Origin of the sequence: Actinomadura nitritigenes, from assembly GCF_017573545.1 — a bacterium.
Lineage (GTDB): Bacteria > Actinomycetota > Actinomycetes > Streptosporangiales > Streptosporangiaceae > Spirillospora > Spirillospora nitritigenes.
On the sequence record NZ_JAGEOK010000100.1, the window covers coordinates 1 to 1,137 of the forward strand.

Annotated in this window: 1 rRNA gene; it reads left to right on the top strand. The window is 56.9% G+C overall.

Features of this window, described 5'->3' with window-relative positions:
- Positions 1–383 precede the first annotated feature (383 nt).
- A 23S ribosomal RNA gene (locus J4557_RS49040) occupies positions 384–1,137 on the top strand; the annotation flags it as partial.

Here is a 1,137-nt window from a genome sequence, read left to right on the forward strand (position 1 = left end):
CATCATCGGCGGCGAATGTTCGTCGGGTGGCTGCTCATAGATGTGGAGCACTGGTTATTCAGTCTGCTGGCCGTGCGGCTCGGCAAGTACCGCCTCGAGGTGACTCGGGGAGTGGGAACGGCGAGCTCCGGGCGGCTGGCAGATTGGACACGCTGTTGGGTCCTGAGGAAACGGGCGTTAGCTCGGTGACCTCGGACTGCGGGACCTGTAACCGCATCACCGTTCCGGTGGTGCGGTTCTGGTTGGCCCGGTTGTTTTTTGAGAACTGCACAGTGGACGCGAGCATCTCTGATGAGACCTCGATGTGATGCTTCATCCGATGTTTCGGGTGGGGTTTCGTGTTCGGGGTTTTGTCTCTGCGATTTGTTTTGATCGTTTTGTGTGTTCAAGTTTTTAAGGGCATACGGTGGATGCCTTGGCATCAGGAGCCGATGAAGGACGTGGGAGCCTGCGATATGCCTCGGGGAGTCGGCAACCAGACTTTGATCCGGGGATTTCCGAATGGGGAAACCTGGCACCCGTCATGGGGTGTCGCCGCCTGCTGAATGTATAGGCAGGTTGGTGGGAACGCGGGGAAGTGAAACATCTCAGTACCCGCAGGAAGAGAAAACAATAGTGATTCCGTGAGTAGTGGTGAGCGAAAGCGGAAGAGCCTAAACCGTGCGCGTGTGATAGCCGGCAGGCGTTGCGTGTGCGGGGTTGTGGGACCATCTGGTCAGTGCTGCCGTGCTGGCAAAGAGTTATAAAGCATCGTGATAGTCGAATGGCATGGGAAGGCCGACCGTAGACGGTGAGAGTCCGGTAGACGAAATTGCGATGCCTCTTGGGTGTGTTCCCGAGTAGCACGGGGCCCGTGAAATCCCGTGTGAATCTGCCACGACCACGTGGTAAGGCTGAATACTTCCTGGTGACCGATAGCGGATCAGTACCGTGAGGGAATGGTGAAAAGTGCCCCGGTGAGGGGTCGTGAAATAGTACCTGAAACCGTGTGCCTACAAGCCGTCAGAGCCTCCTTCAGGGTCTTCGGATTCTGATTGGTGATGGCGTGCCTTTTGAAGAATGAGCCTGCGAGTTATGGTGTGTGGCGAGGTTAACCGGTGGCGGGTAGCCGTAGCGAAAGCGAGTCTGAATAGGGCG